This window comes from Burkholderia sp. BCC1998 (assembly GCF_905339875.1).
Classification (GTDB): domain Bacteria; phylum Pseudomonadota; class Gammaproteobacteria; order Burkholderiales; family Burkholderiaceae; genus Burkholderia.
Genome location: NZ_CAJPHE010000001.1, coordinates 470,935 through 493,153 on the forward strand (window position 1 = coordinate 470,935; position 22,219 = coordinate 493,153).

Genomic DNA, 22,219 nt, shown 5'->3' on the forward strand with positions numbered 1-22,219 from the left:
CTCATTGACGAACACAGGGTATTGGGTAAATGGCAAAAATCATCGTGGTGACTTCGGGCAAGGGCGGCGTGGGCAAGACGACGACCAGCGCTAGCTTCGCGTCCGGCCTCGCGCTGCGCGGCCACAAGACGGCCGTGATCGACTTCGACGTCGGCCTGCGCAACCTCGATCTCATCATGGGCTGCGAGCGTCGCGTGGTGTATGACCTCGTCAACGTGATCCAGGGCGAAGCGAACCTGAACCAGGCGCTGATCAAGGACAAGAAGTGCGAGAACCTGTTCATCCTGCCGGCATCGCAGACGCGCGACAAGGATGCGCTCACGCGTGACGGCGTCGAGAAGGTGCTGAACGACCTGGTCGCGATGGACTTCGAATACATCGTCTGCGACTCGCCGGCCGGTATCGAGGCGGGCGCGCTGCACGCGATGTACTTCGCGGACGAAGCGCTGATCGTCACGAACCCGGAAGTGTCGTCGGTGCGCGACTCGGACCGCATTCTCGGCATCCTGTCGTCGAAGACGAAGCGCGCGGCCGAAGGCAAGGATCCGATCAAGGAACACCTGCTGATCACGCGCTACAGCCCGAAGCGCGTGAGCGAAGGCGAAATGCTGTCGCTCGAGGACATCAGCGAGATCCTGCGCATCAAGCTGATCGGCGTGGTGCCGGAATCGGAAGCCGTGCTGCACGCATCGAACCAGGGTTTGCCGGCTGTGCACATCGACGGCACCGACGTCGCGGAAGCGTACAAGGACGTCGTCGCGCGCTTCCTCGGCGAGGACAAGCCGCTGCGCTTCACCGATTATCAGAAGCCGGGCCTGCTGCAGCGCCTCTTCGGCAGCAAGTAACGGAGGCCGCCCATGTCCATCCTTTCGTTTCTCCTCGGCGAGAAGAAGAAGTCCGCATCGGTCGCGAAGGAGCGCCTGCAGCTCATCATCGCGCACGAGCGGGTCGGCGGCCGGCCGCCGGCCGATTACCTGCCGGCGCTGCAGAAGGAGCTGGTCGCGGTCATCTCGAAGTACGTCCATATTTCGAACGATGACATCCGCGTGAGCCTCGAGCGCCAGGACGATCTCGAAGTCCTCGAAGTGAAGATCGAGATTCCGCAAGCCTGACCGCTGTCCGTCCCCCCGCACGGTGGCGCCTGCCGCCGTGCGCGTCTTACGCCCTGTTGCACTTTCGGGCGCGCCGTAACACGGCGTCTGTCGGCCGTTGGTCGATCTCCCGCATTGAACGAATACGCTCGCGTCATTCGTCAATCAGGAGGTTGTGATGGCTGTCTCTACCGTTCAACGCCGTATCGTTTCGCTCGCGCTGTTCGCCGCGGGCCTGTCCGCCGTCGCCGCGCCGCTCGCCGCACGCGCCGACGAAATCCTCGTCGGTACGCCGGTGATGGTGCAGTCGGGCCGGATGCTCGTCGCCGAACCGGTGGCCGCGCCCGCCGAGGAAATCGTCGTCGTCGCGCCGAACGCGCCGCCGCCGGTGCGCTACGAGGTCGTGCCCGACGCACGCGTCGGCTATGTGTGGGAGCGCGGTCACTGGCACTGGGATCATGGCCGCTACGTCTGGATCGGCGGCCGCTGGGAAACCGAGCGTATCGGCATGCACTGGGTGCCGGGCCACTGGGATCAGCGCGGCCCGAACTGGTTCTGGACGCGCGGACATTGGGCCTGACGGAAGCGCGCGATGAAACGAACCGCCCTTGCCATTGTGCTCGTCGCGATCACGCTCGCCGGCTGTATCGTTGTGCCGGCGCGGCCCGTCTACTATCGGCCCGCCCCGGTGGTGATCTACTGAGGGGTACGCGGGCCCGTCTGCGCCGGGCCGCTCGTGCCGGAAGCGGACGGTCCGTCGTCGTGCGACGTCGCGGGCGTGTGCGTGGCGGCGTTGCCGGCCGCCGGGGCCTGCGGCTCGCCACCGTCCCGTTCGCGCAGCGTGTCGAGCGGATCGGCGGGCGCGGCGGCCGCGTCCTGCGGCTCGACGACGCCGGCCGCAACCGCCGGCGCCGCGGCGGGTTCAGCGGCGGCCGCGGGCGGCGCGAGATAGCGCTGCGCGAGTGTTTCGTAGAGCGGCGGCGCGAAGAAGCGCGCCATCCGGCTCGACACCAGCGCGGTCGCCATCAGCGAAATCACGAGCGCGTGACCGTTGATCATCTCCATCACGATCACGAACGACGTGATCGGCGACTGCGTGACCGCCGCGAGGTAGCCGACCATCGCGAGCGCGATCAGCATCGGCAGGCTCATGTCGCCGAACACGAGGTGCAGCAGGTTGCCGAACCCGGCGCCGATCGACAGCGACGGCGCGAAGATCCCGCCCGGAATGCCCGGCAGGTACGACGCGACCATCGACACCATCTTCAGGAACGGATAGAGCACCGACAGCCGTTCATGGCCGTCGAGCAGGCCGCGCGCCTCGGCATAGCCGCTGCCGAACGTCGTCCCGCCCGACACGAGGCCGACGACGGCGATCACGAAACCGCACAGCGCCGCGAACGCGATCGGGCGCTCGCGATACAGGCCGAGCAGGCGCGCGGGCGGCCAGCGCCCGGTATTGAGCAGCAGCCAGCTGAAGAGGCCGCCCGCGACGCCGGTCACGAGCGCGGTGACGAGCACGGCGACGGCGAGCATCTTCGGGAAATGCTGGCCGGCGTCGATCGTGCCGAAGTACGTGTAGTTGCCGTTCAGGCCCAGCGCGACGACACCGGCGAGGATGATCGCGGTGATCAGCACGCCGCTTGCGCGGGCGGAGAAGCTGCGGGTCAGCTCCTCGATCGCGAACACGATCCCGGCGAGCGGCGTATTGAACGCGGCCGACAGGCCGGCCGCCGCGCCGGCGAGTACGAGCTGTCGTTCGATCTGCGCGTTCGAGCGCGGGTAGAAGCGCCGCAGGTTGAACATCAGCGCCGCGCCGACCTGCACGGTCGGGCCTTCGCGTCCGATCGTGAAGCCGCCGAGAATGCCCATGAACGAGATCAGGACTTTGCCGAACAGGATGCGCAGGGTCAGCAGCCGCGCGCCGAACGCGCCCGGGCTCGCATGCAGCGTCGCAATGACCTGCGGGATCCCGCTGCCCTCGGCGCCGCGGAAGAAGCGGCGCGTGAGCCATGCCGACGCGGCGGCGATCGACGGCGTCAGCAGCAGCGGCAGCCACGCGGCGTGGTCGCGCATCGTGCGGAACGTGTCGTAGCCCCAGTCGATCAGCCGCGCGTACAGCACGGCCGCGAGGCCTACGGCGATCGCGCCGAGCCAGAACACGCCGTACTGGCGCCAGATCCGCAGCGAGCGGCGGGTGAGGGCGGGAAACAACCCGGAAAGCAGGGCAGGAAGGGCGGGGCGTTGCATCGGCGGAAGCCGGGAGGGCAAAGAGCGCATTATAAAAAGAACCTGATGCAGCCGGGGCTCGACAAATCCTCACCCAAGCGTCGCACTTTGTTGCAAATGTAATGTCGACGTAATGTATCAACGCGGCAACCGTCGTTAGCATCACCAAATGGCCGGCCCACCCCATTCATCATAAGAAAAGTGAAACGCATCCTCATCGTGAAAGTGACGTCGCTCGGCGACGTCGTCCAGACGCTGCCTGTCGTCGCGGACCTCCACCGTGCCTTTCCGGGCGTAACGGTCGACTGGGCCGTCGACGAATCGTGCGCCGAGGTCGTGCGCTGGCATCCGGGTGTGAGCAAGGTGCTTTGCGCGCCGTTGCGGCGGTTCAAGAAGCTCCGGAACGGCGGCGACCTGAAGGCGATCTCGGCGTCGATCGGCGCGCTGCGCGCGCACCGCTACGATGCGGTCATCGACCTGCACGGCGTCTACAAGAGCGCGATCATCTCGGCACTCGCGCGTGCCGCGCGCCGCGTCGGCTATCAGACTCAGGATCTCGGCGAGGCGGGTGCCCGCCTCGCCTACTCGCATCGCTTCGGCCCGCGGCCGGACTGCGACGCGTGGCACGGGATGCGCGTGAGCGCCGGCGAGGCGCTCGGCTATGTCCCCGAGGGCAGCGCCGCTTATGGGATCGTCCCGCCGCAGGATGCGAACCTGCCGCCCGCCGTGACCGACGGCGCGCCGTTCATGCTGCTGTTTCACGCCACGTCCAATCCGGACAAGCAATGGCCCGCCGACCACTGGGCCGCGCTGGCTACGCGGATGATGGCGCGCGGCGTGCGCGTGCTGGTGCCGTGGGGATCGGCAGCCGAACACGACGCTGCGCAGGACATTGCCGCGCGTGCGTCGGGCGCGATCGTGCTGCCGGCGATGTCGGTGCGCGAACTGGGTGCGGCCATCGGCCGGGCCGCGCTCGTGGTGGGCGTCGATACCGGGTTCGTGCATATGGCGCACGCGCTGCAGCGGCCGACCGTGATGATTTTCGTCGCGACGTCGCGTCACCATTGCGGCATCGGCGGCGCGCCGAACGCGCTGTCGATCGGCGAACCGGGCGCGCCGCCGTCGGTTGCGCAGGCACTCGATGCGATCGATGCGGTCGGGCCGGCCTATGGCGCGCTGCGTGACCGGCTGACGGCCTAGGGCCAGCGCGAGCCCGCTATTGGCATGAACCGGCCCGGGGGAAGCGGGCCGCGCGTTCAGGCGAGCAGCGCTTCGACCGTCATCACCGCGGCGACGGCGGCCAGGTTGGCGAGAAGCACCTCGAACAGGAGGCCGCGCCAGGTTTTCGGCCGGAAGCGCGCCGCGAGCAGCAGGGCGCCACCCGGCGCGAGCGCCAGGATCAGGACGAGGTCGGCGTTGTCGAGGCGGAGGTCCATTGCGGCGGCTCCTTCAGCGGAGGGAGCCCGGGGTGCGTGACGGCGCCCCCGGATCGAACGTAAGCGGCGGCCCCCGCCGCACAACCCGGGGCGCCCCGAGGGCTCAGACGAGCGATGCGTCGCGGGTTTCGCGCATCAGCAGCACGCCGACCAGGCTGATTGCCGCCGCAACCGACACGTAGCCGCCGACCCACGACAGGCCGCCGCGCGCGGCGAGCAGCTGCGCGATGTACGGCGCGATCGACGCGCCGAGGATCCCGCCGAGGTTGTACGCGACGCCCGCGCCCGTATAGCGCACGTTGGTCGGGAACAATTCGGGCAGCAGCGCGCCCATCGGCGCGAACGTCACACCCATCAGGAACAGCTCCAGCGTCAAAAACAACGCGACGAGCGGCATCGAGCCGCTGCCGAGCAGCGGCTCCATCGCGAAGCCGGACAACAGCGCGGCGATCGCGCCGACGACCAGCACCGGCCTGCGGCCGAAGCGGTCGGAGGCCCACGCCGACAGCGGCGTCGCGAGCCCCATGAACACGACCGCGAAGCACAGCAGGCCGAGAAAGCTCTGGCGCGGAATATGCAGCGTCGACACGCCGTACGACAGCGAGAACACCGTCGAGATATAGAACAGCGTGTAGCAGACCACCATCGCGAGCGCGCCGAGCAGCGTCGGCTGCCAGTGTTGCGAGACGAGCGTCGCGACCGGCACGCGCACGCGCTCGTTGCGCTCGAGTGCGGCTTGGAACGCCGGTGTCTCGGTGATCTTCAGCCGCACGTACAGGCCGAGCGCGACGAGCACCGCGCTGACGAGGAACGGGATGCGCCAGCCCCAGCTGCGGAATTGTTCGTCGGACAGCGACAGCGCGAGCGCGAAGAACAACCCGTTCGACATCAGGAAGCCCACCGACGGGCCCAGCTGCGGGAACATCCCGAACCAGCCGCGCTTGCCTTGCGGCGCGTGCTCGGTCGCGAGCAGCGCCGCACCGCCCCATTCGCCGCCGAGGCCGATCCCCTGGCCGAAGCGCAGCACGCACAGCAGCACCGGTGCGAGCGCACCGATCGTGTCGTAGCCGGGCACGAAGCCGATCGCGGTGGTGGACACGCCCATCACGAGCAGCGACGCGACGAGCGTCGATTTGCGGCCGATGCGGTCGCCGAAGTGGCCGAACAGGAACGAGCCGATCGGCCGCGCGATGAACGCGATGCCGAACGTGACGAATGCGGACAGCGCCTGTGCGGTCGCGGAGCCGTGCGGAAAGAACACGGGGCCGATGACGAGTGCCGCGGCGGTCGCGTACACGTAGAAGTCGTAGAACTCGATCGCGGTGCCGATGAAGCTCGCGAACACGATGCGCCGGTGGCTGACGGCGCCGGCCGAACCGGTTGCGTGTGCAACGGCCGGGGGAGATGCGGACATGGATGTCTCCGTTTTGTCGTTGGGCGGTCGGCCGGGTGAGCGCTCGGGCAGGCGGACGCCTGCCGGGAGCGGCCGAGCGGATGAGGCGGCGGCGTGGACGCGCGGCGTGGCGCGGACGTCACCCGCCGGTCGACGATGGAGACGGATAGGTCGCCGCCGCCCGGTGCCGGCGTGGTCGGCTCGCACGCCGGGTGCGGCGCGCGAACGCGCGCGGGAGGGTGGCCGCGCGATTGCGGAAAATTATAGCCAGCGCCGCGACATGGCGGCAATCGCGGGCGGGCGCGGGCTCAGTCGATCGATTGCGCCTGCGCGGATGCGGTGCTTTGCAACTGGAAGTGGCCGTCGTCGTTGAACAGCCAGCCTTCCATCATCTCGAGCCGGCCATTGCCGTCCAGCAGTTTCGACGGCGGTGGCGGCAGTGGCGCCGAGCGGCGCAGCGACGCGAGCGCGAGCGCTTCCGCTTCACTGTCGCCGTTGCTGCGATAGACGGATGCGTTGACGAGCTGGCCGCTGCGATCGACGGTGAACGCGACGACGACGAGCGAGCGCAGCATCGCCTGCGGCATCCCGTGCGACACGGCGGACGGATTGTGCTCGGCGACGCACTGCGCGACTTCCACGCGGTACTGGTCGCGATTCGCGCTGCGGATGACCGACGGAATCGTCAGGATCGAGCGCAGCGACGGGGGCGGTGTGATCGTGCAGGCGGCAAGCATGACGGCGGCGACCAGCGCGGCAATGCGCAGCCGGTCGACGCCCGGGCAGGGAAGAGAAGGCATGGGGGAGTGCCGGAGGGTGACGATAAAAAAATGATAGGCGTCTGCGCGCGGCGCGTTATCGGGACAAACGCATAGCACGCGAAGCGCGATGTGCCGATTCGCGGAGGATGGCGATTCGGCGGGGCTTCCGGCGCGCATCGCGGCGCGATGTGACATGACACGTGACCATGCGGGCACGACGATTGCGCACGCGCGGCGCGTGCCGGACGCAACGGCAGCGGCGTGCTCGACCGGCTCAGTAGCCGTGTGTCACGAGCGATAGAACGGACAGGTCCGGATGCGTGCCGTCGATGATGGTCTTGCCGATGTGCACGGCTTCATGCACCGCTTCCTCGACGCTCGCGAAGCTTTCTTCGCCGTCCGCATGGAACGGCACGGCATGATCCGGCAGCGCGGGGTTCACGCCCGGATGGCAGACATAGCCGGTGTAGGTGTAGCGCGCGTCGCTGCCGGGGACGAGGCCCGGCACCACATGGATCTCGAAGCCTTCGTAATCGACGTGATCGGGCGCTGTCGACAGTTCGGTCATGGCGGTCTCCGTGTGCCGCACGCACGGATGGTGCGGGCGGCATCGAATCGCGGCGGCGGTCGTGTCGCCGTGCTGATCGAATTCTAGGCGATGGCGGCCCGGCCCGTGAGGGCTGCGCGCGTCGCCTGCGGCGACGTCGAGCGTGCCGCAGGCGGTGCGTGTTACCGCGTGCAGCGCGCGTCCTTGCGCTGCACCACGAGGATCACCGGATACTTCTGGCCGTGCTCGAGTTCCACCGGCGCGACGACCGTCAGCGTCGCCGGGTCGGAATCGTCGTACACGCTGACCTGCTCGTTGCGGATGTAGGTCACGCCGGTGCAGTTCGTCGCGCGTCCGTCATCCGATACCTTGCACTGGAGCTCGTTTTCCTTCAGGTAGTTGTACGGCGTCGGGCTCGCGAGATATTCGCGCAGGCCGCGCGGCGAGCCGCCGACGCCCTTCACGTACGCGATCGCGCACGACGGTGTTTGCGCGTCGGTGCCGGAGGCGGAATCGGCGGCCGCTGCGTGCGTGCCGACGGCGGCCAGCAGGGCGACGAGCGACGAGGCGATGAAGGGCTTCATGACGTGGATTTCCCGTTTCGCGAATCGGAGCGCCGGATTGTAACGGCATCGGGCGAGATGCGTCGGCAGGCGGAGGCGGGCAGCGTGCGCGGCGCGCCGCGGACAAACAAAAACCCCGTCATTCGATGAATGGACGGGGTTGGGCGAACTTCCTGGCGGAAGCGGTGAGATTCGAACTCACGGACAGTTTCCCGTCGCCGGTTTTCAAGACCGGTGCCTTAAACCGCTCGGCCACGCTTCCACACGAGGCGGCATTGTAACCGAAATGCCGCCTCGTTCCGCTTCAATCGTCACGCAGGAACAATTCCTGCAAGTCGTTGAGGAAACGCTGGCCGAGCGGCGTCGGCGCGATCTGCGCGAAATCGCGCGTGATCAGCCCGCGTCGTTCCGCTTCCTTCAGTGCCGGCTCGATCGTGCCGATCGGCAAACCCGTGCGTTCGACGAAGCTGTGCACCGGGAAGCCCTCGACGAGCCGCAGCGTGTTCAGCATGAACTCGAACGGCAGGTCGCGCGCCCCGACTTCACGCTCTTCCTGCACCGGCGTGCCGGCCATCGCCTGTTCGATGAAGGTGGCCGGATGCTTGTAGCGTGCCTGCCGCAGGATCCGGTTCGGGAACGACAGCTTCGTGTGCGCGCCCGCGCCGATCCCGAGATAGTCGCCGAAGCGCCAGTAGTTCAGGTTGTGCTTGCACTGATGATTCGGCTTCGCGTACGCCGACACTTCGTAGCGGTCGTAGCCGGCCTCGGCCGTGCGCGCGTGGATCCATTCCTGCATGTCGGCCGACGCGTCGTCGTCGGGTACCGCGGGCGGAAACTTCGCGAACAGCGTGTTCGGCTCGAGCGTCAGGTGATACAGCGACAGATGCGGCGGCGCGTACGACAGCGCGGTCTCGATGTCGGCCCGGCATTCGTCGAGCGTCTGGTTCGGCAGCGCGAACATCAGGTCGAGGTTGAAGTTGTCGAACGTCTTCGCGGCGATCTCGACGGCCGCGCGCGCCTGCGCGGTGTCGTGAATGCGGCCGAGCGCTTTCAGATGGCCTTCGTTGAAGCTCTGGATGCCGACCGACAGGCGGTTCACGCCGCTCGCGCGGAACTGCGCGAACTTCGCGGCCTCGAACGTGCCCGGGTTCGCCTCGAGCGTGATCTCGGCGTCGGCATCGAGCGGCAGCAGCGCGCGCACGTCGGACAGCAGCCGGTCGAGGCCGGCCGCGGACAGCAGGCTCGGCGTGCCGCCGCCGATGAACACCGTATGCACCTGCCGGCCCCAGACGAGCGGCAGCGCCTGTTCGAGATCGGCGCGCAGCGCATCGAGGTACTCGGTTTCCGGAAACCGCTCGCCTTTCCACTCGTGCGAGTTGAAATCGCAGTACGGGCACTTGCGCACGCACCACGGAAAATGCACGTACAGCGCGAGCGGCGGCAGCGACGTGAGCCGTACCTGCCCGGGCGACGTGAAGGTCGTGACGACGCGCGCGCCGGTTTCCGCCGCCTGGCTCATGCGGCCTCCGGTTGCGAATGCGTGACGAAGACGATCATGCCGGTTCCTCCGCGAGCCGCGCGAGCAGCGCCTTCAGCGCGAGCGCGCGATGGCTGTGCGTGTTCTTCACGGCCGGCTCGAGTTCGGCCGCCGTCGCGCCGAGCGACGGCAGGTGGAAATACGGGTCGTAGCCGAATCCGTGCTCGCCGCGCGGCGTGTCGACGATCTCGCCCACCCAGCGACCTTCGGCGAACAGCGGTTCGGGATCGTCCGCGTGGCGCACCAGCGCGAGCACGCAGCAATAGTATGCGCGTCGGTCTGCGACGCCGCGCAGCTGCTCGACGAGGTACGCATTGTTGGCCGCGTCGCCCTTGGCGCCGCCCGCGCGCTGCGCGTAGCGCGCCGAATAGACGCCCGGTGCGCCGCGCAGCGCGCGCACGCACAGCCCCGAATCGTCGGCGATCGCCGGCAGGCCGGTGAGCCGCGACGCGTGCCGCGCTTTCGTCAGCGCATTCTCGATGAACGTGCCGAACGGTTCTTCCGCCTCGGGCACGGCCAGGTCGCCCTGCGGCACGATCTCGATGCCGACCGTCGAGAACAGCGCGGTGAATTCGCGCAGCTTGCCGGCGTTGTTCGACGCGAGCACGATGCGCGACAGCGGCGCGAGGGTGCGATCATCAGACATGGCCGGCGCCCAGCACGTCCTTCTGCAGCTGCACGAGCTGGCCGATCCCGTTTTGCGCGAGGTCGAGCAGCGCGTTCATCTCGGCGCGCGAGAACGGCACGCCTTCGGCGGTGCCCTGGACTTCGACGAAGCCGCCGGCGCCCGTCATCACGACGTTCATGTCGGTATCGCACTGCGAATCTTCGGCGTAGTCGAGATCGAGCACGGGCGCGCCTTCGTACACGCCGACCGAGATCGCGGCGACGTGGTCGGTGATCGGCGAGCGCGCGAGCTTGCCGGCCGCGATCAGCTTCGACACGGCGTCGTGCGCGGCGACGAAGGCGCCGGTGATGCTGGCCGTGCGCGTGCCGCCGTCGGCCTGGATCACGTCGCAGTCGATGTGGATCGTGCGCGGGCCGAGCGCCTCCAGATCGAACACCGCGCGCAGCGCACGGCCGATCAGGCGCTGAATTTCCTGCGTGCGGCCCGTCTGCTTGCCGCGCGCCGCTTCACGGTCGCTGCGCGTGTGCGTCGCGCGCGGCAGCATCCCGTATTCGGCCGTCAGCCAGCCCTGGCCGCGATCGCGCAGGAATTCGGGCACGCGCTCGGCGACGCTCGCGGTGCAGATCACCTTGGTATCGCCGAATTCGACGAGTACCGAGCCTTCGGCGTGTTTCGTGTAGTGGCGCGTGAGGGCGACCTTGCGCAGTTCGTCGGCGCGGCGGCCGCTCGGGCGGGACAGGGAAGACGTCATGGGGGAATCGTGGACGGAAGAGGAAACCCCGATTTTAGCGCCGAACGGCAGGCGTGCCCGGCGGGGTGGGGCGCAAAAATGGGATAATGCGCGCTTCCCGCCCCGCGCCTTGCAATGCGCCGGGCGCCTCGACATATTCCCGCCCGTGAAGGGCACCCAGACGGCGAGACGAACCATGATCTACAGCATGACGGGCTATGCGAGCGCGACGCGCGAACTCGCGACGGCCACCGGCAACGGCGGCACCAGCGTGTCGGTCGAACTGCGCACCGTGAACTCGCGCTTCCTCGACCTGAATTTCCGCATGCCGGACGATGTGCGCGCGTGCGAACCCGCGCTGCGCGAAATGCTGATGAACAAGCTGTCGCGCGGCAAGGTCGACGTGCGCATCAACCTGCAGCGCGGCGAGCAGAGCATCGGCGCGGGCGCGCTGAACCAGTCGGCGCTCGGCCAGCTGGCCGATCTCGAGCGCGCGGTGCTCGATTCGTTCCCGGGCGTCGGCCGCCTGCGCGCGGGCGAGATCCTGCGCTGGCCGGGCGTGATCGCCGAGAGCGGCGTGTCGGCCGAAGCGATCCGCGACGCGGTGCTCGCGTGCGGCAAGGAAGCGATCGGCGAGCTCGTCGTCGTGCGTTCGCGCGAAGGCGCGCAGCTGGCGACGATGCTGCTGTCGAACGTCACCGAAATGGAAGCGATCGTCGCGCGCATCACGCCGCTCGTGCCTGAGCTGATCGCGAAGCATCAGCAGAAGATCGTCGAGCGGCTGCAGGAAGCGCTCGGCATCGCGGCGCCCGAAGGCAGCGCGCCGATCGTCACGCGCGAGGAAGCCGCGGAACGCATTCGTCAGGAAGTGACGATGTACGGCATCCGGATCGACATCGCGGAAGAGCTGTCGCGACTCACCGCGCACCTGAACGAAACGCGTCACGTGATCGAGAAGGGCGGCCGCGTCGGCAAGCGTCTCGACTTCATGATGCAGGAACTGAATCGCGAAGCAAACACGCTCGGCTCGAAGGCGGCGGCGAAGGAACTCGCCGACGCATCGATGGCGCTCAAGCTGTTGATCGAGCAGATGCGTGAGCAAGTGCAAAACCTGGAGTAAAGCAAGATGATCCACCCCACTCACGACGCACATACGCTTCACGCGGGCGTCTATCCCGGCAACCTGTTCATGGTCATCGCGCCGTCGGGTGCCGGCAAGTCGACGCTCGTGAACGCGCTGCTGTCGAAGGACAGCGACATCTGCCTGTCGATTTCGTACACGACGCGCAAGCCGCGCCCGGGCGAGCAGGACGGCCAGCACTATCACTTCACGAGCGTCGAGGATTTCCGCGCGCGCCACGCCGCGCACGAATTCCTCGAGAGCGCGGAAGTGCACGGCAACTATTACGGCACGTCGCGCGTCTGGATCGAAGAGCAGATGATGAACGGCCACGACGTGCTGCTCGAGATCGACTGGCAGGGCGCGCAACAGGTGAAGAAGCAGTTCCGCAACGCGGTCGGCATCTTCATCCTGCCGCCGTCGCTCGATGCGCTCGAGGAACGTCTGAAGAAGCGCGGCCAGGACGAGCCGAACGTGATCACGCGGCGCCTGCTGGCTGCCGGCAGCGAGATCGCGCACGCGTCGGAAGCGGAATACGTCGTGATCAACGAGAATTTCGATCGTGCGCTCGCCGAACTCGAATGCATCGTCGCGGCCACGCGCCTGCGCTTTGCTTCGCAGTACGCGCGACACGCGGAGCTGTTCATCGAGCTCGGCATCCATCTGCCCCACGCGGAATGACGCGAGGGTAGAGGGACATAAGGTAGAATAACGACTATATTCAGAAGGAATTTCCAACATGGCTCGCATTACCGTCGAAGACTGCCTGAAGCAAATCCCCAACCGCTTCGAACTGGCGCTCGCCGCCACCTACCGCGCGCGGCAGCTCGCGCAAGGCCATACGCCGAAGATCGAGAGTCGCGACAAGCCGACCGTCGTCGCGCTGCGCGAGATCGCCTCCGGCCAGGTCGGCGTCGAGATGCTGAAGAAGGTGCCGGTGTAACGCGCATCCGGCCCGTTCCAGCCATGTAGTCCACGCGCGCAACGACTCGACCTGGAGGCGAATATGAGCACCACCCCATCGTCCGCCTCCGCGGATTCGACCACCGAAGCCACGGCCCAGTCGCCTGCGCGCCAGTACATCGACGCGGTCCTCGAACAGTCCTTTCGGCACCTGTTCGGGCCGACCGCCACGCCGGAGCAGCCGCGCAAGCACGGCGTCGTTTCGATCGCGAAACTGACGGGCGTGCTTGCGGAGTATCTCCCTCCGGAAGAAATCAAAGAGGTCAAGGCGGCGTTCCATTTCAGCGACGAAGCCCACCTCGGTCAATATCGCCAGAGCGGCGAACCCTACATCACCCATCCCGTCGCCGTCGCGGAAATCTGCGCCGGCTGGAAGCTCGACGCGCAAGCCGTGATGGCGGCGCTGCTGCACGACGTGATGGAAGACCAGGGCGTGACCAAGAGCGAGCTGGCCGAACGGTTCGGCCCGAAGGTCGCCGAACTGGTCGACGGCCTGTCGAAGCTCGACAAGATGGAGTTCCGCAGCCGCGAGGAAGCGCAGGCGGAAAACTTCCGCAAGATGCTGCTCGCGATGGCGCGCGACGTGCGCGTCATCCTCGTCAAGCTCGCCGACCGTCTGCACAACATGCGCACGCTCGGCGCGGTGCCGATGGAAAAGCGCCGCCGCGTCGCCCGCGAGACGCTCGACATCTATGCGCCGATCGCGCACCGCCTCGGGTTGAACAACACGTATCGCGAGCTGCAGGACATGAGCTTCGCGAACTTCAACCCGCATCGCTACGCGACGCTCGAGAAGGCCGTGAAGGCCGCGCGCGGCAACCGCCGCGAAGTGATCAGCAAGATCCTCGAGGCCGCCCAGCGCGCGATGGGCGACGCGAAGCTCGACGCCGAGATCACCGGCCGCGAAAAGACGATCTACAGCATCTATCGCAAGATGCGCGACAAGCAGCTGTCGTTCTCGCAGGTGCTCGACGTGTACGGCTTTCGCGTCGTCGTCGAGAGCCCGCTCGACTGCTACACGTGCATCGGCGCGCTGCACGCGCTGTACAAGCCCGTGCCCGGCAAGTTCAAGGACTACATCGCGATCCCGAAGATCAACGGCTATCAGTCGCTGCACACGACGCTCGTCGGCCCGTTCGGCGCGCCGATCGAGTTCCAGGTGCGCACGCGCAAGATGCACGAGATCGCCGAGGCCGGCGTGGCCGCGCACTGGCTGTACAAGAACGGCGGCGCGGACCTGAACGACGTGCAGAAGCGCGCGCACCAGTGGCTGAAGTCGCTGCTCGACATCCAGAGCGAAGCCGGCGATTCGAGCGAGTTCCTCGAACACGTGAAGATCGACCTGTTCCCGGATGCGGTCTACGTGTTCACGCCGAAGTCGAAGATCATGGCGCTGCCGCGCGGCGCGACGGCGCTCGATTTCGCGTATTCGATCCACAGCGATCTCGGCAACCAGTGCGTGGCCGTGAAGATCAACAACGAGTTGCTGCCGCTGCGTACCGAGCTGAAGAGCGGCGACATCGTCGAGGTGATCACCGCGCCGTATTCGAAGCCGAACCCCGCATGGCTCGGCTTCGTGCGCACCGGCAAGGCGCGTTCGGCGATTCGTCACTACCTGAAGACGATGCGCCTGAACGAGTCGGTGCAGCTCGGCGAGCGGCTCGTCGACCAGAGCCTGAAGGGTTACGGGCTCGCGCTGGCCGATGTGGGGCCGGAAGTGTGGGAGAAGCTCGTCCAGTGGACGGGCAACAAGAGCCGCCAGGAAATCTTCGCGGACATCGGCCTCGGCCGCCGCGTCGCCGCGGTGATGGCCAAGCGCATCGAGGTGCTGATGAGCGGCCGCGATGCGGACGACGATCTGCCGAAGTCCGAGCGGCACCCCGCGCACAATGCGCCGCCGGTCGTGATTACCGGCACCGAAGGGATGTCCGTGCAGCTGTCGGCGTGCTGCCGGCCGATTCCGGGCGACGCGATCATGGGCTATATCGGCATCGGTCTCGGGATGGCGATTCATACGACGGATTGCCGCGTCGCGCAGCGCATCCATCGCCGCGACCCGGGTCGCTGGATCGACGTCGAATGGGCGCCGCAGCCCGGTCGTCTGTTCGACGTCGCGGTGAAGGCGCTCGTGAAGAATACGAAGGGCATCTTCGCGCGCGTCGCGGCGGATATCACGTCGGCGGACGCGAACATCGTTCACATCGCGATGGACGAGGATCTGACGCACGAATCGACGGTGCTGCGCTTCGTGATCCAGGTGAGCGATCGCGTGCATCTCGCGAACGTGATGCGGCGCGTGCGGACCAATCCGGACGTGATGCGGATCATGCGCGAGCGCTCGACCGACGACAGCGTGCACGCGCGTCATGACGGCGGCATGCGCATCGAGCGCGAGCGGCAGGATTACTGACGCTGCGCGTTGCGATGCAGCGGAATGAGACGGCGGCCACGGGCCGCCGTTTTCGTTTGTGATGTGGGCTTGGCGTTGTGTGGCGGCAGCTCCCGCACGATTCGGGCGCGATCGGTGTTGCCGGGAAGAGGAGGAGAGGCGAAGAGGGGAAGCGGAAAAGAAAAAAGGGCCTTCCCGGAGGAAGGCCCTTCTGAGGTGGCGCGGCTGGCAGGATTCGAACCCACGACCCCTTGGTTCGTAGCCAAGTACTCTATCCAACTGAGCTACAGCCGCACGCAAAGCGGTACTACTTCAACTGTCGGAACCTTCTACGGTGGGAAGGTTCCCAAAAAGGTGGCGCGGCTGGCAGGATTCGAACCCACGACCCCTTGGTTCGTAGCCAAGTACTCTATCCAACTGAGCTACAGCCGCACGCAACAACAAAACGCTACAACATCGAACTGAAAGGGCCTTCGGTTGGGAAGGCCCTCGAAAAAGGTGGCGCGGCTGGCAGGATTCGAACCCACGACCCCTTGGTTCGTAGCCAAGTACTCTATCCAACTGAGCTACAGCCGCACGCAGAAGCGGAAGTATAGCAGGGTTGTATAAAAAGGGAAGCCTTATTCGCAAAAAATGTCACCCGATCTTGGGAAGGCCGCCTTCGTGTACCCTTGAAGCATCAGTCATCCATGTGTTGAATCTGCATCATGAACAAGGCGTTTGTCAAAGAGTCGGACGGCGACGACGACGATCTCGACCCGAGTCAGCCCGCGATTCCGGCGGGCACGAAGAATTACATCACCCCGGCCGGCCACAAGCGGCTCAGGGACGAGCTCCTGAACCTGATCGACGTCGAGCGTCCCGAGGTCGTGCGGCTGGTGTCGTGGGCCGCGTCGAACGGCGACCGGTCGGAGAACGGCGACTACATCTACGGCAAGCGGCGGCTGCGCGAGATCGACCGCCGGATCCGCTTCCTGACGAAGCGGCTCGATCTCGCCGAAGTCGTCGACGCGAGCCGCCAGGAGAACGTCGACCAGGTGTTTTTCGGCGCGACCGTCGATTACGCGACGCCGGACGGCGAGGATCATACCGTTACCATCGTCGGGATCGACGAGGTCGATCTCGATCGCGGTTGCGTCAGCTGGATCTCGCCGGTCGCGCGGGCGCTCATCAAGGCGAAGATCGGCGATACCGTTACGCTGATGACGCCGGCCGGTCCCCAGCCGATCGACGTGCTCGACGTTCGCTATCCGGCGTCGGGCAGCGCGTGAGCATGGCGCGGCGCATGCGTGCGGTGCAGCGCTGAAGCGAACGAGCGCCCCGGGTGGGGCGCTTCGTCATGACGGTCCTGGCCGAACGACCGGGCTCACGCGCATCGCTCAGAAGCGATGGCGCATGCCGGCCGTGACGGCGATTTGCTTGTTGGTGGACGACGCGGTGCCGAGCCCGTTGATGTTCGCGCCGATCGCCAGGCCGTCCGCATTGACCCGCTGGTATTCGCCCTGCAGGTACAGGTCGGTGCGCTTCGACAGCGCATAGTCGGCCTGCAGGTTGAACTGGTGCCAGCTCGGCGTCTGGCCGTCGAGGCGGCTGTCGGTGTACGTGTACGAGCCGGCGAGCGAGAACGCCGGCGTCAGCGCGTAGCGGCCGTTCACTTCGTAATTGTTGAAGCGCGTGCCGCCGATGAGCGGGATGCCGCCCGACACGCCGGACTGCCCGGCGCTGATCCTGGCCGAATCGGTCAGGCGTGTCTGCGTGAACACGAAGCCGGCCGTCGCGGGCCCGAACGCGTAGTTGAGGCCCGCGCCCCAGGTGCGCTGACGGCTGGCCCCGAACGTCCAGTCGCCGGCTACCGCGCCCGGGTCGCTGGCCGCGAGCGCCAGCGCGTTGACGTTGTTGTTCAGCTGCATGTACGCGGCCGCGACGTTGAAGCCCATGTAGCTGTACGACGCGCCGACGCTGTACGCGCGGTTGTTCGAGAAATTGCTGGAATTCGAGAAGCCGTACAGCGCACCGAATTTCAGGCCGCCGTAGTTCGCGCTCTGGTACTTGACCGCGTTGTTGATCCGGAACGAGTTGTTCAGGTTGTCGTTGTCGAACGGGTGCGCGAACTGCGTGCCGCCGTACTGGGTGCCGGTCAGCGACAGCGGGCCGAGGAAATCGACGACGCTGTCGTACTGGCGGCCGAGCGTGAGCGAGCCGTAGCTCTCGTGCGCGAGCCCGACGAACGCCTGGCGGCCGAATTCGCGGCCGTTCTGCTTGAGTGAACCGTTATTGATGCCGAAGCCGTTTTCCAGCGTGAAGATCGCCTTCAGGCCGCCGCCGAGATCCTCGGTGCCGCGCAGGCCCCAGCGGCTGCCGTTGATCGAGCCGCTCGTCTCCTGCCACGCGCTGTGACCACCCTGGTTGTTCGTGTAGGTGATGCCGGCGTCGATCAGGCCGTACAGCGTGACGGCGCTTTGCGCATGGGCGCCGGTGGCGTACGCGCCCGCCAATGCCGCGACGATCAGGGTCTTTTTCATGATCTGTCTCCAAACAGGATGATGTCGATCGAACCTGCTACGGGCATCGGCGGCGTCGCAGGCTGGCGACGCCGTGCGCATTGGGCGCGGCACCCTCGTCGGATATCCATTTGCAGTGTACGGATCGGTCCGGGCGTAGAAGAAAATTGCTTCCCGCAATACTGTATTTTGAATCCGGCAAGAATCAGCATATGCGCCGAGAGGCCCGGCCATCAAGACTTTGCGGCAATGCAGCACGCAAAAAAAGCAATCAGGACTGCGTATCGGGTGTCGCGGGCGTTGCGCGATCGCGACAGGCGATCAATGACGGGCGAGAGCAGGCCTAGCGCGATTATTGACACATCGGCAATAGAGGTTTGTGCGGGGCATGGATAATGAAAGGATGTTCTCTCGCTATACTGCGATCTCTGCTTTCCGAAGCAGACTTTTTCGTTGACGGAAAAGATCTCCAAACCTTTGTCGGCGCGACTTCCCAGTCGCGCTTTTTTTTGCCCTGTCGTTCCGATCCCTACTGCGCGTACGAGCGCCGTTTGCGCTTGCGCTTGCCGGTCGGCTGCGTGTCGTCGGCTTCGGCCTGCGGCGGCGTGTACGTCCAGTCTTCCATTACGTAGTGACGGGCGTCCAGCGGTGACGCCAGCAGGTTCTGCCAATGATCGCCGTGCCAGGTCGGGTCGAACTCGGTGTCGCACGGCGCTTCACGGGTCTCGGCCAGCGCGCGGGACTTGCGGCGTACGCGTGCAAGCCGGCTCGCGAAGCGCTTGAATCCGTCCAGCCACATGGCCTTCTCCTTCCCATTGCCTTTGCACCAGCATCGCAACGTCCCCCGTTTTCCGCAACCCGGAAAAAACCCGAGGAATTTACCGAAGCGATTCGTCCCCGGTATGTTTTTCACGATTTCGATTATTGGCGATCCGATCCCGGTAATATTGACAGGTTCTTGATGCGAATCAATTAATAAAAGGCGATCGTGTACCGATTCCAGTGGCATTAGCGTTTTTTGATAAAGAAAGCCCTAAAAATTCCCTTGACGCACCCGGATTGTCCAATTTATAAAGTCAGCACTCCGTCCCCGGGCGGAGCGCTGGGGGGAGTGTCGGCGCGCCGTTGCGGGATTTCGGGAAGCGGCTATAACAGTAGCTTTTTTGATCTAAACGAGTGGGGAACGAAGGTATGGATACCGGTATCGTAAAATGGTTTAACGATGCTAAAGGTTTCGGCTTTATTACGTCCGACAATGGCGGCGAAGATTTGTTTGCGCACTTTTCCGAAATCCGGATGGACGGCTTCAAAACGCTGAAGGAAAACCAGCGCGTTTCCTTTGACGTGAAAGTCGGGCCGAAAGGCAAGCAGGCAGCGAATATCCAGGCGGTCTGACGCGCCACGCTTCGCCGATCACGTCCGGCCCCCGCATCGCGGGGGCTTTTTGCTTTCCGGGGCACGAAAACCGGCGGCCGGCGAATCGATTCGGGTTCGGACTGGTCGCGAACACGCCTGCCGGTGCATACTCACGAAAGCATCGTTTCCCCCGTCTTTTCATGTCCGATTCCCGCCCGTCCGATCCCGCCTGCGACCAGCCGCTCGTCTTCGTCGACCTCGAAACCACCGGCGGCTCGTCCGCCGAGCACCGCATCACTGAAATCGGCGTGGTCGAACTCGGTCCGCTCGGCGTATCGACATGGACGACGCTGGTCAATCCGGGACAGTCGATTCCGCCGTTCATCCAGCAGCTGACGGGCATTTCCGACGAGATGGTGCGCGACGCGCCGTCGTTTGCGTCGTTCGCGCCCGCGCTGTTCGAGCGGCTCGACGGCAAGCTGTTCGTCGCGCACAACGCGAGCTTCGACCGTGGCTTCCTGCGCGCCGAATTCGAGCGCGCCGGCATCGCGTTCAATCCGGACGTGCTGTGCACGGTGCGCCTGTCGCGCGCGCTGTTTCCGCGCGAGGCGCGGCACGGACTCGATGCGCTGATCGAGCGGCATGGCCTCGTTCCATTCGCCCGCCACCGGGCACTCGCGGATGCCGATCTGCTTTGGCAGTTCTGGCGGCAATTGCACGAGATCGTGCCGCTCGAGCGTCTGCGCGACCAGATTGCGCGTACGACGCGCCACTTCCGTCTCGCGGGCGGCATGACCGAAGCGTGGCTCGATACCGCGCCGGCCGGATGCGGCGCGTACGCGCTGTTCGGGGAGGACGACCAAGCGCTGTATGTCGGCCGCAGCGTGCGCGTGCGGCAGCGCTTGCGCGCGCTGCTGACCGGCGAGCGGCGCTCGTCGAAGGAAATGCGGATCGCGCAGCAGGTACGGCGGGTCGAGTGGCGGGAGACCGGCAACGAACTAGGCGCGATGCTCGCCGAAGCGCAGTGGATCGCCCGCCTGCGTCCGTCATACAACCGGCGTCCCGCAGCCGATCACGCCCGTGCGGGCAATGCGCCCTGGCCGTTCGACGGTGCGGTCGCTTTCGAAGCGAGCGGCGAGCGCCGCCTGTTTCATGTGATCGACGGCTGGCGCTACCTCGGTACGGCCGAATCGCTCGACGCGGCCGTGCGGCTCGTGGCCGACGGCGCGGACGGCGCGTTCGAACCCCATACCCATCGTCTTCTGCAGACGCATCTCGCGCGCGGCCTGCAACTCATTCCGCTCGCGGCACTTACGCCTGCCGACTGAGCAGCGCGGGCCGCGGCGCGCGACGCCGCCGTCAGCCGATCGCGCTGGCGCCGCCTGCGGCGCAAACGTGCGACAGCGCGGTGCCGAGCGCCTGCGTCTGGGTGGAGTCGTAGCGGGTGAGCGTCTTCCAGTTCGCGATGCTGCGTGCGAGCCGCGCCTGGCAGTCGGGTGCGTCGCGCAGCGGTGCGACTTGCGCAAGGCCCGTCAGCATCTTTTGCGTGAGTTGGTCGAGCGCCGGCCGCGTGCTGGTTGCGAGGTCGGGCGGCGTGCCTTCCGGCGGCTGCGTCGCGCGCCACTTTGCAAAGAGCGCGTTCTGCACGTCCTTGCTGGCCGCGATCTGATCCTCGAAAAACGTGCGCGCGAACGCCGGATCCACGCCGGACTGTGCGGCGCGCTTCTCCACCGATGCGAGCAGTGCCGCTTCGCGCGGCCGATCCTCGATCGCCTGGTGGTTCGCCCATTTCCATCGTGCGACGGGTTCGGCAAGCGCGAGCCGCTGCGATGCGAGCGCGACGAGATTGGTGAGCGCCGTGTCGTCGCCGTCCGCGTGCGCGACATGCGGTGACGAAAAAAGGGCGACGCCGAGCGCGGCGACAGCGACGCTGGCACGAATGGCTTGTTTCATCGGAACGATCGGGAGAGGGGCGAGCCGGACGGGCCGGAGGTGGAAAACCAGAAGGATAGACGAAGACAGTCGCGCGGCGGAACGACGCGACAGAAGAATCAGCGGACGCGCTGATCCGGCACCGTCAGGCCGTTGCAGCCGGGGTGCGAAGCGATCTGCGCCGAAAACGCAGCGATGAACCGCACGATATCGATCGACACGTGGCGGTTACAGGACGGAACGTAGGTTCACTTCGGCGAGTACAGCTTGTGCTGCTCGTCGAAGAATGCCCGGACGTGCTCGGGCAATTCGGCGAGGAATTCCACGCCGACGGGTTCCGGATCCGGGCTCATCACTTGCTCGGGCGGGGGCATGCGGGTTGGTCTTTCGTCCATGTTCGTTTCTCCAGCGGGTTCAATGATTATCAACCTCGCGCTTGGATTTATGCCAGTGGCGAATCGTTAGATTTTGTCTCTGTTGTATTAACGGCACATGCGCTGCTGCGCGCCGAGCAATGCCGACTATCACACCCTGCACGATCGGCAACAATCGAGCCGCTTGCTATACTTGCGCGCACTTTTTCCTGGACCGCGATGAAACGAACGACGCGATGGATCGGCCTCGTATGGCTGGCGCTGGTACTGAACGTACTGTCGCCCGTCGTCGGCTACGCGCGTCTCGCATCGAGCGGTTCCGGCGGGCTCACGCTCGAGTTGTGCAGTGCGGCAGGCGCTCGCCAGGTCGTCCTCGCGCAGTCCGGCGACGACCGCGGCGCGGCGTCGTTCGATCATGCCGGCGTGCCGCACTGCGTGTACTGTCCCGGCTTCGCGGCGAACGTCGCGCTCGGCACGAGCCTGCCCGCATTGCCGGGTTTCGTGCGCGCGTTCGCGTACCGGGCGGCTGCCCCGGCCGTTCCCGATGTTCCCCGCACGGGCATCCGTCTCGCGCAGCCGCGCGGTCCGCCTGAAAACGTCCCGATCTGATTGATATCGTTCGCGCGCCCGGTGGCGCGCGTGCCGCCCGCGGCCCGGTCCGCGCGCCGT

Annotated in this window: 25 protein-coding genes and 4 tRNA genes; 12 read left to right on the forward strand and 17 right to left on the reverse strand. The window is 66.3% G+C overall.

All coding sequences use genetic code 11. From position 1 onward, the window contains the following. The first annotated feature begins 29 nt into the window (after positions 1-29). The 3 genes from minD (at position 30) to U5A56_RS02125 (ending at position 1,671) form a co-directional block, all read left to right on the forward strand. Complete coding sequence (minD, locus tag U5A56_RS02115) at positions 30-845, forward strand: septum site-determining protein MinD (protein ID WP_044849298.1); 816 nt, start codon at positions 30-32, stop codon at positions 843-845. A gap of 12 nt (positions 846-857) precedes the next feature. Next, entirely contained in the window at positions 858-1,112 is a 255-nt protein-coding gene (gene minE, locus U5A56_RS02120) for a cell division topological specificity factor MinE (protein ID WP_006486661.1), read from the forward strand. 157 nt (positions 1,113-1,269) lie between these two features. After that, a complete protein-coding gene (locus tag U5A56_RS02125) occupies positions 1,270-1,671 on the forward strand; it encodes a YXWGXW repeat-containing protein (RefSeq protein ID WP_321920831.1) in 402 nt (133 codons plus the stop codon). A 116-nt stretch (positions 1,672-1,787) separates the two neighbouring features. Here U5A56_RS02125 and U5A56_RS02130 read toward each other — a convergent pair whose 3' ends face one another. Next, positions 1,788-3,341 (reverse strand): chloride channel protein, encoded by a 1,554-nt coding sequence (locus U5A56_RS02130; RefSeq protein ID WP_321920832.1) that lies wholly within the window; start codon positions 3,339-3,341, stop codon positions 1,788-1,790. 180 nt (positions 3,342-3,521) lie between these two features. Here U5A56_RS02130 and waaC point away from each other — a divergent pair, with 180 nt between their 5' ends. Then, on the forward strand, positions 3,522-4,520 hold the full coding sequence (gene waaC / locus U5A56_RS02135) for a lipopolysaccharide heptosyltransferase I (protein WP_321920833.1): 999 nt from the start codon (positions 3,522-3,524) through the stop codon (positions 4,518-4,520). A 56-nt stretch (positions 4,521-4,576) separates the two neighbouring features. On the opposite strand, the gene U5A56_RS02140 is transcribed toward waaC, so the two are convergent. The 9 genes from U5A56_RS02140 to rph form a co-directional block, all read right to left on the reverse strand. Beyond that, positions 4,577-4,756, reverse strand: a complete 180-nt coding sequence (locus U5A56_RS02140; protein WP_044849275.1) for a hypothetical protein — start codon at positions 4,754-4,756, stop codon at positions 4,577-4,579. Between the two features lie 103 nt (positions 4,757-4,859). Then, a complete protein-coding gene (locus U5A56_RS02145) occupies positions 4,860-6,170 on the reverse strand; it encodes an MFS transporter (RefSeq protein ID WP_321920834.1) in 1,311 nt (436 codons plus the stop codon). Positions 6,171-6,457: 287 nt separating this feature from the next. After that, positions 6,458-6,949 carry an energy transducer TonB gene (locus U5A56_RS02150; protein WP_044848527.1) on the reverse strand — a complete coding sequence of 164 codons (492 nt, stop codon included), beginning with the start codon at positions 6,947-6,949 and terminating at the stop codon, positions 6,458-6,460. A 235-nt stretch (positions 6,950-7,184) separates the two neighbouring features. Next, positions 7,185-7,478, reverse strand: coding sequence for a hypothetical protein (locus U5A56_RS02155; RefSeq protein WP_044848553.1), 294 nt, complete (start codon positions 7,476-7,478; stop codon positions 7,185-7,187). 161 nt (positions 7,479-7,639) lie between these two features. Then, on the reverse strand, positions 7,640-8,041 hold the full coding sequence (locus tag U5A56_RS02160) for a hypothetical protein (protein WP_044848554.1): 402 nt from the start codon (positions 8,039-8,041) through the stop codon (positions 7,640-7,642). Between the two features lie 153 nt (positions 8,042-8,194). Then, a tRNA-Ser gene (locus U5A56_RS02165) sits at positions 8,195-8,282 on the reverse strand. A gap of 42 nt (positions 8,283-8,324) precedes the next feature. After that, positions 8,325-9,539 (reverse strand): radical SAM family heme chaperone HemW, encoded by a 1,215-nt coding sequence (gene hemW / locus U5A56_RS02170; protein ID WP_321920835.1) that lies wholly within the window; start codon positions 9,537-9,539, stop codon positions 8,325-8,327. Positions 9,540-9,573: 34 nt separating this feature from the next. After that, on the reverse strand, positions 9,574-10,203 hold the full coding sequence (gene rdgB, locus U5A56_RS02175) for an RdgB/HAM1 family non-canonical purine NTP pyrophosphatase (RefSeq protein WP_124487792.1): 630 nt from the start codon (positions 10,201-10,203) through the stop codon (positions 9,574-9,576). After that, entirely contained in the window at positions 10,196-10,936 is a 741-nt protein-coding gene (gene rph / locus U5A56_RS02180) for a ribonuclease PH (RefSeq protein ID WP_124487793.1), read from the reverse strand. The genes rdgB and rph overlap by 8 nt, the downstream gene beginning before the upstream one ends. Before the next feature lie 175 nt (positions 10,937-11,111). On the opposite strand from rph, the gene U5A56_RS02185 reads away from it, so the two are divergent. From U5A56_RS02185 to U5A56_RS02200, 4 genes are all read left to right on the forward strand, one after another. Beyond that, positions 11,112-12,035, forward strand: a complete 924-nt coding sequence (locus U5A56_RS02185; protein WP_044848531.1) for a YicC/YloC family endoribonuclease — start codon at positions 11,112-11,114, stop codon at positions 12,033-12,035. 6 nt (positions 12,036-12,041) lie between these two features. Beyond that, positions 12,042-12,716 (forward strand): guanylate kinase, encoded by a 675-nt coding sequence (gene gmk, locus U5A56_RS02190; protein WP_044848532.1) that lies wholly within the window; start codon positions 12,042-12,044, stop codon positions 12,714-12,716. Between the two features lie 58 nt (positions 12,717-12,774). Further along, positions 12,775-12,978, forward strand: coding sequence for a DNA-directed RNA polymerase subunit omega (rpoZ, locus tag U5A56_RS02195; protein WP_044848533.1), 204 nt, complete (start codon positions 12,775-12,777; stop codon positions 12,976-12,978). 63 nt (positions 12,979-13,041) lie between these two features. After that, complete coding sequence (locus U5A56_RS02200) at positions 13,042-15,408, forward strand: RelA/SpoT family protein (RefSeq protein WP_044848534.1); 2,367 nt, start codon at positions 13,042-13,044, stop codon at positions 15,406-15,408. 196 nt (positions 15,409-15,604) lie between these two features. Here U5A56_RS02200 and U5A56_RS02205 read toward each other — a convergent pair. The 3 genes from U5A56_RS02205 to U5A56_RS02215 form a co-directional block, all read right to left on the reverse strand. Then, positions 15,605-15,681: transfer RNA gene (locus tag U5A56_RS02205), tRNA-Arg, on the reverse strand. A gap of 61 nt (positions 15,682-15,742) precedes the next feature. Beyond that, positions 15,743-15,819 (reverse strand) — tRNA-Arg (locus U5A56_RS02210). Between the two features lie 67 nt (positions 15,820-15,886). Then, a tRNA-Arg gene (locus U5A56_RS02215) sits at positions 15,887-15,963 on the reverse strand. 131 nt (positions 15,964-16,094) lie between these two features. On the opposite strand from U5A56_RS02215, the gene greB reads away from it, so the two are divergent. After that, positions 16,095-16,658 (forward strand): transcription elongation factor GreB, encoded by a 564-nt coding sequence (gene greB / locus U5A56_RS02220; protein ID WP_044848535.1) that lies wholly within the window; start codon positions 16,095-16,097, stop codon positions 16,656-16,658. A 108-nt stretch (positions 16,659-16,766) separates the two neighbouring features. Here the strand turns inward: greB and U5A56_RS02225 are convergent, their stop codons facing one another. Beyond that, positions 16,767-17,909 (reverse strand): porin, encoded by a 1,143-nt coding sequence (locus tag U5A56_RS02225; protein WP_044848536.1) that lies wholly within the window; start codon positions 17,907-17,909, stop codon positions 16,767-16,769. 508 nt (positions 17,910-18,417) lie between these two features. Next, on the reverse strand, positions 18,418-18,687 hold the full coding sequence (locus tag U5A56_RS02230; protein ID WP_044848537.1) for a hypothetical protein: 270 nt from the start codon (positions 18,685-18,687) through the stop codon (positions 18,418-18,420). Between the two features lie 392 nt (positions 18,688-19,079). On the opposite strand from U5A56_RS02230, the gene U5A56_RS02235 reads away from it, so the two are divergent. Together U5A56_RS02235 and U5A56_RS02240 are read left to right on the forward strand one after the other, a co-directional pair. Continuing rightward, positions 19,080-19,283, forward strand: coding sequence for a cold-shock protein (locus U5A56_RS02235; protein WP_006476615.1), 204 nt, complete (start codon positions 19,080-19,082; stop codon positions 19,281-19,283). A 161-nt stretch (positions 19,284-19,444) separates the two neighbouring features. Then, positions 19,445-20,572 (forward strand): exonuclease domain-containing protein, encoded by a 1,128-nt coding sequence (locus U5A56_RS02240; protein WP_321920836.1) that lies wholly within the window; start codon positions 19,445-19,447, stop codon positions 20,570-20,572. A gap of 31 nt (positions 20,573-20,603) precedes the next feature. Here U5A56_RS02240 and U5A56_RS02245 read toward each other — a convergent pair whose 3' ends face one another. After that, positions 20,604-21,197, reverse strand: coding sequence for a chorismate mutase (locus U5A56_RS02245; protein WP_321920837.1), 594 nt, complete (start codon positions 21,195-21,197; stop codon positions 20,604-20,606). Positions 21,198-21,424: 227 nt separating this feature from the next. Then, on the reverse strand, positions 21,425-21,571 hold the full coding sequence (locus U5A56_RS02250; RefSeq protein ID WP_009690993.1) for a hypothetical protein: 147 nt from the start codon (positions 21,569-21,571) through the stop codon (positions 21,425-21,427). Between the two features lie 198 nt (positions 21,572-21,769). Here U5A56_RS02250 and U5A56_RS02255 point away from each other — a divergent pair, with 198 nt between their 5' ends. Then, complete coding sequence (locus U5A56_RS02255) at positions 21,770-22,159, forward strand: DUF2946 domain-containing protein (RefSeq protein ID WP_321920838.1); 390 nt, start codon at positions 21,770-21,772, stop codon at positions 22,157-22,159. Positions 22,160-22,219: the final 60 nt, after the last annotated feature.

Excerpts from the sequence above, each read along its gene's own strand:
- U5A56_RS02225 (WP_044848536.1), bottom strand. The coding sequence starts at position 17,909 with ATGAAAAAGACCCTGATCGTCGCGGCATTGGCGGGCGCGTACGCCACC.
- U5A56_RS02200 (WP_044848534.1), top strand. The coding sequence starts at position 13,042 with ATGAGCACCACCCCATCGTCCGCCTCCGCGGATTCGACCACCGAAGCC.
- U5A56_RS02245 (WP_321920837.1), bottom strand. The coding sequence starts at position 21,197 with ATGAAACAAGCCATTCGTGCCAGCGTCGCTGTCGCCGCGCTCGGCGTC.
- U5A56_RS02185 (WP_044848531.1), top strand. The coding sequence starts at position 11,112 with ATGATCTACAGCATGACGGGCTATGCGAGCGCGACGCGCGAACTCGCG.
- minE (WP_006486661.1), top strand. The coding sequence starts at position 858 with ATGTCCATCCTTTCGTTTCTCCTCGGCGAGAAGAAGAAGTCCGCATCG.
- U5A56_RS02150 (WP_044848527.1), bottom strand. The coding sequence starts at position 6,949 with ATGCCTTCTCTTCCCTGCCCGGGCGTCGACCGGCTGCGCATTGCCGCG.
- U5A56_RS02250 (WP_009690993.1), bottom strand. The coding sequence starts at position 21,571 with ATGGACGAAAGACCAACCCGCATGCCCCCGCCCGAGCAAGTGATGAGC.
- U5A56_RS02130 (WP_321920832.1), bottom strand. The coding sequence starts at position 3,341 with ATGCAACGCCCCGCCCTTCCTGCCCTGCTTTCCGGGTTGTTTCCCGCC.
- minD (WP_044849298.1), top strand. The coding sequence starts at position 30 with ATGGCAAAAATCATCGTGGTGACTTCGGGCAAGGGCGGCGTGGGCAAG.
- U5A56_RS02160 (WP_044848554.1), bottom strand. The coding sequence starts at position 8,041 with ATGAAGCCCTTCATCGCCTCGTCGCTCGTCGCCCTGCTGGCCGCCGTC.
- rph (WP_124487793.1), bottom strand. The coding sequence starts at position 10,936 with ATGACGTCTTCCCTGTCCCGCCCGAGCGGCCGCCGCGCCGACGAACTG.
- U5A56_RS02230 (WP_044848537.1), bottom strand. The coding sequence starts at position 18,687 with ATGTGGCTGGACGGATTCAAGCGCTTCGCGAGCCGGCTTGCACGCGTA.
- U5A56_RS02235 (WP_006476615.1), top strand. The coding sequence starts at position 19,080 with ATGGATACCGGTATCGTAAAATGGTTTAACGATGCTAAAGGTTTCGGC.
- rdgB (WP_124487792.1), bottom strand. The coding sequence starts at position 10,203 with ATGTCTGATGATCGCACCCTCGCGCCGCTGTCGCGCATCGTGCTCGCG.
- U5A56_RS02125 (WP_321920831.1), top strand. The coding sequence starts at position 1,270 with ATGGCTGTCTCTACCGTTCAACGCCGTATCGTTTCGCTCGCGCTGTTC.
- U5A56_RS02145 (WP_321920834.1), bottom strand. The coding sequence starts at position 6,170 with ATGTCCGCATCTCCCCCGGCCGTTGCACACGCAACCGGTTCGGCCGGC.
- greB (WP_044848535.1), top strand. The coding sequence starts at position 16,095 with ATGAACAAGGCGTTTGTCAAAGAGTCGGACGGCGACGACGACGATCTC.
- U5A56_RS02240 (WP_321920836.1), top strand. The coding sequence starts at position 19,445 with ATGTCCGATTCCCGCCCGTCCGATCCCGCCTGCGACCAGCCGCTCGTC.
- gmk (WP_044848532.1), top strand. The coding sequence starts at position 12,042 with ATGATCCACCCCACTCACGACGCACATACGCTTCACGCGGGCGTCTAT.
- U5A56_RS02140 (WP_044849275.1), bottom strand. The coding sequence starts at position 4,756 with ATGGACCTCCGCCTCGACAACGCCGACCTCGTCCTGATCCTGGCGCTC.
- U5A56_RS02255 (WP_321920838.1), top strand. The coding sequence starts at position 21,770 with ATGAAACGAACGACGCGATGGATCGGCCTCGTATGGCTGGCGCTGGTA.
- hemW (WP_321920835.1), bottom strand. The coding sequence starts at position 9,539 with ATGAGCCAGGCGGCGGAAACCGGCGCGCGCGTCGTCACGACCTTCACG.
- U5A56_RS02155 (WP_044848553.1), bottom strand. The coding sequence starts at position 7,478 with ATGACCGAACTGTCGACAGCGCCCGATCACGTCGATTACGAAGGCTTC.
- rpoZ (WP_044848533.1), top strand. The coding sequence starts at position 12,775 with ATGGCTCGCATTACCGTCGAAGACTGCCTGAAGCAAATCCCCAACCGC.